We start from the raw sequence: 10,020 nt of genomic DNA on the forward strand, positions 1-10,020 counted from the left end.
GAACTAAGGCCACCTTCACAGCACCGCTAGCACTGTCCACCTCCGGCTAGATTGATGGAGACGACTATAGATGGTGGTTAACGTCAGGCTTGTTTAAGAAAATGACGGCTTCAAATTTGGTGCGTGGTCATCAAGCTGGAGTTTCCTGGCTGGCGGAGCGATGAATAGCGCACTAGTCATGATTTTTAAACACAAATATTTGGTATACGGTGGTTACTATTATTTTAATGTCCACAACTTTAGTTCACTAAAATGACCGTAAGCACTGATGCCATCAGAATGATGTCGTTTACACCAACCGATGAAGTTGTTATAATTTAAGCAACTTGATATTGAAAGGAATGAATCAGCATGACGAACGGGTCACGTAATAAGGTCAAACAACTAGATAATGATTATACCCGCCAAGCTGTGACGAATAAGGTGGGGCAGCATCAGCGTTTCACACAAGTCCGTCGCCGACGGTTTGTCTTGATTATTGCCGTGTTCGGTGCGCTGATTCTGTTCTTTGGGTTTCAATTGATCAATACGCGCTCGAATCTCAAGCAAGTTAATGGGCAAGTTGCGACTAGTCAGGTTAAGTTGCAGAAGACTCAGCAGAAAAATGATCAGCTGGAAACGCAGATCAAACAGCTCAATAATAAGGACTACTTACAAAAGCTATTACGGTCGAAATACGATTATACTAAAAGTGGTGAAACAGTCTATAGCTTACCAAACGATAGCGCTTCGGATGTAACTGCTAATTAGTCGCAATTGGTGTCTGTTTTTAATAGGTAGACCAATTTTTATTGGTTGTTAAAATGTTTAACTCAACATTTCACAAAGTATGCTATACTAAAACCCATTATTTCATAGGAGGAACAACTTTTTTTATGGCAATTGAAGTAGGTACGAAAGTCACTGGTAAGGTATCTGGGATCACTAATTTTGGTGCATTTATTAATTTGGGGAATAACCAAACGGGGCTGGTTCATATCAGTGAAGTTTCTGACGGATTCATCAAAGACATCCACGATGTTTTGAGTGTCGGTGACGACGTAACGGTTAAAGTTTTAACGGTAGGCGATGACGGCAAGATCGGTTTGTCTATTCGTAAGGCCGTTGATAAGCCAGCCGGTGAACAAGAACACCATAACAGCCATCAAGGCGGCGGTCGTCCAAGCAATAATAATCGTGGCCGTAGTGATCATAGTGAACACCAGAGCAATGGTAATCATCGCGAACATTCTAATAACTTCCACAGTCGTGGTGGTAATAGCAATGGCCGTTTTCAATCACGGCAACACGAACCTAAGAAGCAGGACTTTGATTCATTGATGTCAGGTTTCTTGAAGGACAGTGAAGATCGATTGACAACGTTAAAACGTAATACAGAAGGTAAACGCGGCGGTCGAGGCGGTCGTCGTAGTTAGGCTTCGTGCTACTTGCCATTAATTTAGTTAAATCAAGAGTACGGTGTGGCTGATGAAGGTCATAGCCGTACTTTTTTGTTCACGTAGAAAAAGATGATGAGTGATCGCTAGTAACTGTAGCGTTATGCTAGTTCAGCTTGATCATTCAAAAGGAGGACGTGTAGTGACCCCTATTCAGACATTTAACCGGCAGTTAGCGTTGCAAAAGTTATTACAACCACAGAAGACCGTGGTTGTCGCAGTTTCAACGGGTGTTGATTCGATGGTGCTGTTAGATTTATTGCAACAACTGCCAATAAGACAACGGCCGCGAATAATTGTTGCGCACGTCAATCACCATCTGCGTGCACAGAGTCGGGTGGAAGCTGAATATTTAACGACGTATTGTCGAGACCATCATTTGACGTTGGCGTTGGCTGACTGGTTAGTTGCGGAGCATCCAGCTAGCGGTGTCGAAGCGGCGGGCCGTCAATTTAGATATCAGTTCTTTACTAAGGTCATGGCTAACTACCAAGCGGCCGCCGTCCTTACGGCTCATCACGCCAATGATCAGGTAGAGACGTACCTCATGAAACTAGCGCGGGGTGGGGACATTGCCCAGTTGACTGGTATTGCTGCCAGTCGGCCGTTTGCCACGGGCCAGTTAGTGCGTCCATTGTTAACCTGGTCGAAAGTAGCATTGAGAGAATATGCAGCTCAACATCAATTAACCTTCTATGAAGATGCGACTAATCAAGATGTGCAGCTGACCCGTAATCGGATTCGGCAACGGGTCGTTCCGGAGTTAGCAACGGTTAACCCCCAATTGTTGACGCACGTTGCGGCCTATCAACAGCAACTAGCGGACTTGTTGGCAGCGAAACAGCAGATGGTGATGACGCTATTGCCGACTGTTCAAGATGTGGCTTCTGCATTAGTGATTGCAGATTGGCAGCGAGTGCCCAGTCAATGGCAACAAGCAGTATTAAGTGAGTGGTTACATATGCGGACGAGTCAACTGTTTAGTGAAGTGAAGTTGGCTCCGCTAGCCCACTGGTTACAGAATCCACACCGATCGACCGGAGTCTTTCAATTGAACGGAACGTGGGAACTGACTAAAAACTCCGGTATTGTAGACGTTACTATGACGAAAAAAAGGGTTAAAAAGTTAATGCCCTGTGAAAAAATTATGGTAGACTTAGACCAATGGCAGAAAATTACTGCGACCCAAGTGGCGGGGGTGTTTACGAAATCGTCCAGTGATCGTGCTCAGCCTTTTTGGTTAATAGCGTCGGATTGGCCGTTGATGCTACGTCCGTGGCAATCAACTGATCGCATTACCCTAAAAGGTGGCGGTCATCAAACCGTCCGGCGAATTCTGATTAATCAGAAGGTTCCGGCTGAGTTACGATCGCAGGTAATGGTATTAGTGAATGCTCAAGAAAACGTGCTGTGGGTAGTCGGTTATAAGTACGGTTATCGCGAGTCTGGGACTCAGTCAGTATTTTTGGCCTTAAAACAAGAGAGTTGAAAGGAGTACATCTGAAACGATGAATAACGACATTGAACGAGTACTTTATAGTCGCGAAGATATCCACCAGGTTGCACAAAAGTTAGGGAAAGAATTGACCACTGCCTATGCGGGTAAGAATCCATTAATTATTTGTGTGCTCAAGGGTGCCGTTTTATTTACGACCGACATCATTCGGGAGATGGACATTTACGCTGACCTTGATTTCATTAACTTATCAAGCTATGGTGCTGAAACAATCTCTAGTGGTGAGGTCCAATTAACCAAAGATTTGGATGCAGATGTTACCGGTCGTGACGTATTAGTGATCGAAGATATCATTGATACTGGTCGGACGTTGAAGTTCTTGGTTGACTTATTAAAACGACGTGACGTTAACTCAGTAAAAGTTTGCACGCTGTTGGACAAGCCTGCGGGTCGGATCGTGGATATCAAGGCTGACTACATCGGCTTTGAAGTTCCTAATGAATTCGTAGTCGGTTATGGTTTGGACTACGCGGAACGTTACCGAAACTTGCCATACGTTGGGATTTTAAAACCTGCAATTTACGAGCATAAATAATTGGTCAATGATAGTCAAATGTGCTATTATTTAGACTATCGAAGCAAGACTATATAAAAAATTCGATGAAGGAGGCACATATGAACAATCGACGCAATGGGCTCTTTCGTAATAGCTTATTTTATATCTTGATGTTTCTGAGTTTAATGGGAATTGTCTACTTCTTCCTTTGGTGGTAATTCTGGCTCACAGACACAAAATATTCGTTATAGCGAATTTGTCACACAATTAGATAAGAATAACGTTAAGAACGTTAGCATCCAGCCTGATGGTGGCGTCTACAAGGTTACTGGTACTTACCGAAAAGCACGTAAGGTATCTTCCTCAAATGCGCTAGGAATCAAGAGTGCATCAACGAAGACGACTTCGTTCTCAACAACTATGTTAGAGAACAACTCGACGGTTGACCAAGTTTCCAAGTTGGCGACGAAGCATAACGTTAAATTAACAGCGAAAGCTGAAGAATCTAGCGGTATCTGGGTTACGTTGTTAATGTACATCGCGCCTGTAATTCTGATGCTGTTCGTCTTCTATATGATGATGGGACAAGCAGGACAAGGCGGCGGAAACAACCGGGTTATGAACTTTGGTAAGACTAAGGCTAAACCAGCTGATAGTAAACAAAACAAAGTTCGTTTCTCAGATGTTGCCGGTGAAGAGGAAGAAAAGCAAGAATTGGTCGAGGTTGTCGAATTCTTGAAAGATCCGCGGAAGTTTGTGTCGTTAGGCGCTCGGATCCCATCTGGGGTATTACTAGAGGGTCCTCCTGGTACTGGTAAAACGTTGCTTGCTAAAGCGGTTGCTGGTGAAGCAGGTGTGCCATTCTTCTCGATTTCAGGTTCTGATTTCGTTGAAATGTTCGTTGGGGTCGGTGCAAGTCGTGTCCGTGATTTATTCGAACAAGCTAAGAAGAACGCACCATCGATCATCTTTATTGATGAAATCGATGCTGTTGGTCGCCAACGTGGTAACGGCATGGGTGGCGGTCATGATGAACGTGAACAAACCTTGAACCAATTATTGGTTGAAATGGATGGGTTTACGGGTAACGAAGGTGTTATCGTTATGGCAGCTACCAACCGTTCCGATGTCTTAGATCCTGCCTTGTTACGTCCAGGCCGTTTTGACCGGAAGATCTTAGTTGGTCGTCCAGACGTTAAGGGCCGTGAAGCTATCTTGAAGGTTCACGCTAAGAACAAGCCGTTAGCAACTGATGTTGATTTGAAAGAAATTGCTAAGCAGACTCCTGGATTTGTCGGGGCTGATTTGGAAAACTTATTGAACGAAGCTGCATTACTTGCTGCTCGTCGTAATAAGAAACAAATCGATGCTTCTGACTTGGATGAAGCCGAAGACCGCGTTATCGCTGGTCCAGCTAAGCATGATCGTGTCGTTAATAAGCGTGAACGGGAAACCGTTGCTTATCACGAAGCCGGTCATACGATCGTTGGTTTGGTCTTAAACGATGCGCGTGTTGTTCATAAGGTTACGATCGTGCCTCGAGGCCGTGCTGGCGGATACGCTATCATGTTGCCACGGGAAGATCAAATGTTGATGTCGAAACGTGATGCAGAAGAACAAATGGCTGGTTTAATGGGTGGTCGTGCGGCCGAAGAGATTATCTTTGGTGCTCAATCATCTGGTGCTTCTAATGACTTTGAACAGGCAACACAAATTGCCCGCTCAATGGTTACTCAATACGGGATGAGTGAAAAACTTGGACCAGTTGAATTAGAAAACACGAACCAGCAAGCCGCTTACCAACAAGGTATGGGCGCTAGTGCCTTCTCACAACATACGGCTCAATTGATTGATGATGAAGTGCGTCGTTTGAGTCAAGAGGCTCATCAAGAAGCTACGGATATTATTCAATCACACCGTGAAGAACACAAGATTATTGCGGAAGCCTTGCTGAAGTACGAAACGTTGGATGAAAAGCAAATCCTCAGTTTATTTAAGACTGGTGAAATGCCTGCCAAAGCTGCTAGTGAATTTCCAAGTGAAAAAGCTGCAACCTTTGAAGAATCTAAACGTGAGTTGGAACGCCGTGAAGCTGAAAAGCAGGCGGAACACCAAAGTGCGAATGCAGAAAACAGTGAAGCAGCTGACACCACTAATGTTGCCAGTGAAGCTGAACCAAGTTTCCCAAGTGAATCACAAGCTAGTTCAGAAGTATCAGCAGCTCCAAGCGCGACGAGCTCAATGGGCTCTGAAGCAATGAGTGCGGCTACTTCCGAAACTGGGTTGCCACATGCTGACAGTGCGGCATCATCTGATGATGATACTAATAGTCAGGCATAATTAATTAAAATTGTCATATGGAGCGTTTGGGTGAAAATCCAAACGCTTTTTATATGCCAATCGTTAATTGGCAAAGTAGTTAGTTGCAGCCAGTTGTTTCTATAACAATATTGATGTTTTTCGATTAGCTAAGGTTGACTGAACTGCTTGGTGGCGAAACCTGTTTCGGTGCGGTATGATGATTCATGCGATAATGAGGTATATGATGATAACAAGTAGACTGATTGGTCGAATGAAATCCTAGATAGGAGTATTGTAAATGGCAGATTATTTAGTAAAGAGTGTGGCCGGTAATGAAATGTTTCGAGCTTATGCGGTTGATGCAACGAACGTCGTGGCAGAAGCCCAACGTCGACATGATACTTGGAGCGCAGCCTCGGCAGCTTTAGGCCGCAGTTTAGTAGGAACACTACTATTAGCATCGTCTGTTCTTAAAGTCGATGACCAGATGACCGTTAAGATCAACGGTAATGGTCCGGTTGGTGGTATTGTGATTGATGGTAATGCCAAGGGGACGGTCAAGGGTTACTTACAGCATCCGCACGTCCACTTACCATTGAATGACAAGCATAAGATTGATGTTAAGGCGGCTGTTGGGACGGAAGGCTTCTTGTCTGTCACTAAGGACCAAGGGTTGAGTGATCCATTTACAGGAACGGTTGCCCTTGTTTCAGGTGAACTGGGTGAAGACTTTACGTATTACTTAGCACAGTCTGAACAAATTCCGTCAGCGGTCGGGTTATCGGTGTTTGTTAATGATGACAATACGATTGGTGTAGCTGGTGGTTTCCTAGTGCAAGTCTTACCGAATGCGACTGATGAAGCCATTGGTGCGTTAGAAGAAAAGCTAAAGGACATGCCACTAGTGTCACAATTGTTGCGTGACGGTAAGACACCAGAAGCCATTCTTGATTTACTATTTGATGGTGATGTTAAGGTGTTGGATAAAATGCCCGTTAAGTTTGAATGTGACTGTTCAAAGGAACGTTTTAGTGAAGCGTTAATGGCGTTGCCAAAAAAGGAAGTCCAAGCCATGATCGATGAAGACCATGGAGCCACGGCCGTTTGTCATTTTTGTGGTCAGGAATATAAATTCAGTGAAAAAGAACTTGAAGCAGTGCTGTCACGGTCAAAAGGTGACGCCTAGTGGATTCAGCGTGGCAGATCGGTAACGTCACGATTCCCAATCGAATCGTAGTGGCACCGATGGCTGGGGTGACGAATGCTGCTTTTCGGGTTATCTGTAAAGATTTTGGTGCCGGTTTAGTAGTTTGCGAGATGATCTCAGACCGTGGGATTATGTACCATAACCGTAAGACTCTCGAGATGATGTTCGTTGATCCAAAAGAGCACCCGATGAGTATTCAGATTTATGGCGGTTCCAAGGAAACTTTGGTTCAGGCTGCCCAATTCGTTGACCAACAAACCACGGCTGACATTATTGATATCAATATGGGCTGTCCAGTTAATAAGGTCGTCAAGACGGATGCAGGTGCCAAGTGGCTGTTAGATCCAAATAAAGTGTATGAGATGGTAGCCGCTGTTACGGCTGCGGTCAGTAAACCTGTTACCGTTAAGATGCGGACCGGCTGGGATGATGAGCACGTTTACGCGGTCGAGAATGCGTTAGCGGCACAAAAAGCGGGTGCAGCTGCCGTTGCGATGCACGGACGGACCCGTAAACAGATGTATCAGGGACACGCGGACTGGGATGTCTTGAAACGCGTAGCTGATGCTCTGACGATTCCATTGATGGGTAATGGGGATATTCAAACGCCTCAAGATGCAGAACGGATGTTAACTGAAGTTGGTGCCGATGCAGTGATGATTGGACGAGCTGTAGAAGGTAATCCATGGATGCTGACGCAAACTAGTCATTATTTGGCGACGGGCGAATTATTACCCGCACCAACTCCGATGGCTAAGATGAAAACGGCATTGGACCATTTGCAGCGATTAGTTGATTTGAAGGGTGAGCAGAGCGGTTGTCGCGAGTTTCGTGAACAGGTCCCCTACTACCTAAAAGGTATTCCACGTTCAGCAAGGACAAAGGTAGCGCTGATGGAAACCGACTCATCAGCACAAATGGTGTCACTTTTACAACAATTTGGTGAACAAACGGCAACTTATTTGGCAACTCGTACAGTAAAGTGAATAATTAACTTGCAATTTTGCACCGTGATTGTCAAAATTAATATGTAGTGATTGTTTAGGCGCGGATTAATCCGTGCGTTAACTAGAATGGAGGAACACCAGTGGCACGACAAGAACAGACGATGAATGATCAACTTAAGGTTCGTCGCGAAAAAATGGATGAACTGCGTGAAGAGGGCGTTGAACCCTTTGGACACCGGTTCGAACGAACAGATTTAGCCCGGGACTTACAAGATAAGTATGGGGAAATGGATAAGGACGAACTCGATGCCAAACAGGTAACGGCCACCATTGCGGGGCGGATGTTATCAAAGCGTGGTAAGGGTAAGGTTGGTTTTGCAGATCTTTGGGATCGCTCAGGCAAGATGCAGCTCTACGTTCGTAAGGATGAATTAGGTGAAGAAGTCTACCATATCTTCAAACGTTCTGATATTGGTGACTTTTTGGGAATTACTGGTCAAGTCTTTAAGACTGACTTTGGCGAGTTAACCATTAAAGTTACTGAATTGACGTTCTTATCAAAGGCATTACGCCCATTACCAGATAAGTTCCATGGTTTACAGAACGTGGAACAGATTTATCGTCAACGGTACTTGGATTTGATTTCTAATCGGGATAGCTTTGACCGTTTCTTGAAGCGGACAAAGATCATTTCAGCTATTCGTCATCATTTAGATGACAAGGGCTTTACGGAAGTTGAAACCCCAATGTTGCATAACCAAGCTGGTGGTGCAGCTGCACGCCCATTCGTAACGCATCACAATGCGTTGAACATCGACTTATACTTACGGATCGCTTTGGAATTACATTTGAAGCGTCTGATTGTCGGTGGTATGGAAAAGGTTTATGAAATCGGCCGAGTTTTCCGTAATGAAGGGATGGACCGTGAACATAACCCTGAATTTACTATGATGGAAACTTACGTGGCTTACTTTGACTTCCATGATGTTATGGCTGAAACAGAAGGTATCTTTAAAGCTGCCGCTGAAGCTGTGACTGAAGATGGTGTCGTGACTTATCACGATCAAAAGGTTGACTTTAACCAACCATTCAAGCAAGTACACATGGTTGATGCCATTAAAGCTAAGACTGGGATTGATTTCTGGCAACCAATGTCAATTGAAGATGCTCAGAAGTTAGCTGATGAACACCATGTTAAGTATGAAAAATACTGGAAGGTTGGACACATTATCAATGCGTTCTTCGAAGAGTTTGTAGAAGACACGTTGAATGAACCAACTTTTGTCTATGGTCATCCAGTAGAAATCTCTCCTTTAGCTAAGAAGAGTGAACGCGATCCTCGCTTTACTGACCGTTTTGAACTATTCATTTTAGGTAATGAATACGCCAACGCCTTTAGTGAACTTAATGATCCAATCGACCAACGTCAACGTTTTGAAGCACAAGCTGCTGAACGGACTGCTGGTAATGATGAAGCGGAACAGATCGATGAAGATTTCGTTGAAGCTTTGGAATACGGTATGCCACCAACTGGTGGGTTAGGTATCGGGATTGATCGTTTGGTAATGTTAATGACGGATGCGGATTCAATTCGCGACGTCTTACTTTTCCCAACGATGCGTCCAGAAGAAGAGCAGCAACAATAGAATTTTAAACGGCTTTTAGATTAGTTTTGCTAATCTAAAAGCCGTTTTTTAGTACTTAAAGGTCAGAATTAGCTAAAGTAAGCGATTAACTAAAAAAAGATTCAATTAATTTTAGACGAACATTAATGTGTAGTTTCTGCAATAAAATTCATAAATTACGAATTTAGTGTCGATAAATAGCGGGTTATAAAGTGCAGATTGAAACAAACGCCATGAATATCCGGACGTTTAAAAGATGGAACGTAAAACATGATATTATTGACTGGTTATTTTTCAATTTTAGGGCTTGCAATTGTTCCGAATAATTGGTAAATTTATATACGTTGTTGAGGCGCACCAAGCGATTGGCTGCTTGCTTCCAACGAAAATTAATTATAAAAAGTTGTTGACAAGATGTTGGCAGCTTGGTATGATGATTAAGTTGCGTTGAGGTAATCAACGAACGAATTAGATCTTTGAAAACTGAACAAA

7 protein-coding genes and 1 pseudogene are annotated in these 10,020 nt (G+C 43.9%); all 8 read left to right on the top strand.

All coding sequences use genetic code 11. The features are described from left to right. Positions 1-351 precede the first annotated feature (351 nt). The 8 genes and pseudogenes from ACG95_RS01825 to lysS all read left to right on the top strand — a co-directional run bounded on the left by ACG95_RS01825 (position 352) and on the right by lysS (position 9,549). Complete coding sequence (locus tag ACG95_RS01825) at positions 352-750, top strand: FtsB family cell division protein (RefSeq protein ID WP_047998868.1); 399 nt, start codon at positions 352-354, stop codon at positions 748-750. A gap of 125 nt (positions 751-875) precedes the next feature. After that, the gene (locus ACG95_RS01830) at positions 876-1,415 is read left to right on the top strand and encodes a S1 domain-containing RNA-binding protein (RefSeq protein ID WP_047998869.1); all 540 of its coding nucleotides are present in this window, start codon (positions 876-878) and stop codon (positions 1,413-1,415) included. 163 nt (positions 1,416-1,578) lie between these two features. Continuing rightward, a complete protein-coding gene (tilS, locus tag ACG95_RS01835) occupies positions 1,579-2,925 on the top strand; it encodes a tRNA lysidine(34) synthetase TilS (RefSeq protein WP_047998870.1) in 1,347 nt (448 codons plus the stop codon). 19 nt (positions 2,926-2,944) lie between these two features. Then, complete coding sequence (gene hpt / locus ACG95_RS01840; RefSeq protein ID WP_047998871.1) at positions 2,945-3,487, top strand: hypoxanthine phosphoribosyltransferase; 543 nt, start codon at positions 2,945-2,947, stop codon at positions 3,485-3,487. An 80-nt stretch (positions 3,488-3,567) separates the two neighbouring features. Further along, positions 3,568-5,788, top strand: a pseudogene (ftsH, locus tag ACG95_RS01845) (ATP-dependent zinc metalloprotease FtsH). Positions 5,789-6,047: 259 nt separating this feature from the next. Then, a complete protein-coding gene (gene hslO / locus ACG95_RS01850) occupies positions 6,048-6,935 on the top strand; it encodes an Hsp33 family molecular chaperone HslO (RefSeq protein WP_047998872.1) in 888 nt (295 codons plus the stop codon). Then, positions 6,935-7,942: a tRNA dihydrouridine synthase DusB gene (gene dusB / locus ACG95_RS01855; protein ID WP_082137280.1), complete on the top strand. Its 1,008-nt coding sequence runs from the start codon at positions 6,935-6,937 to the stop codon at positions 7,940-7,942. The genes hslO and dusB overlap by 1 nt, the downstream gene beginning before the upstream one ends. 101 nt (positions 7,943-8,043) lie before the next feature. Beyond that, entirely contained in the window at positions 8,044-9,549 is a 1,506-nt protein-coding gene (gene lysS / locus ACG95_RS01860) for a lysine--tRNA ligase (protein WP_152668265.1), read from the top strand. Positions 9,550-10,020: the final 471 nt, after the last annotated feature.

Source organism: Lactiplantibacillus herbarum, assembly GCF_001039045.1.
In the GTDB taxonomy this organism is placed as follows: Bacteria; Bacillota; Bacilli; order Lactobacillales; family Lactobacillaceae; genus Lactiplantibacillus; species Lactiplantibacillus herbarum.